Origin of the sequence: Pseudomonas sp. CF161, from assembly GCF_000416215.1 — a bacterium.
In the GTDB taxonomy this organism is placed as follows: Bacteria; Pseudomonadota; Gammaproteobacteria; order Pseudomonadales; family Pseudomonadaceae; genus Aquipseudomonas.
On sequence record NZ_ATLP01000109.1, the window covers coordinates 1 to 240 of the forward strand.

1 protein-coding gene is annotated in these 240 nt (G+C 47.5%); it reads left to right on the forward strand.

What is annotated here, in order from left to right:
• Window positions 1-190 (forward strand): hypothetical protein (locus tag CF161_RS33275; protein ID WP_218187573.1); only part of this gene is annotated, 190 nt, incomplete at its 5' end.
• Window positions 191-240 lie beyond the last annotated feature (50 nt).

A 240-nucleotide genomic window follows, 5' to 3' on the forward strand; every position in this document is an offset into this window, starting at 1 on the left:
GGAAAACTCCTTGGTAAACAAAGAGTTACGCAGTTTTCGACAGCGAGTTGCTTCAGGTCATCGAAGCCCAGAAGGAGTTAATAGAGCGGTGTTGTTTGGCCCTATTAACGGTTCGATCTTCTCGGTCGAAAGCGGTGAAAAGAAGGTGTTGACAGCAGCGAGTAACGCTGTAGAATTCGCCTCCCGCTAACGAGAGATCGGAAGCGCAAGTGGTTGAAGTTGTTGAAGAAATCTTCGAAA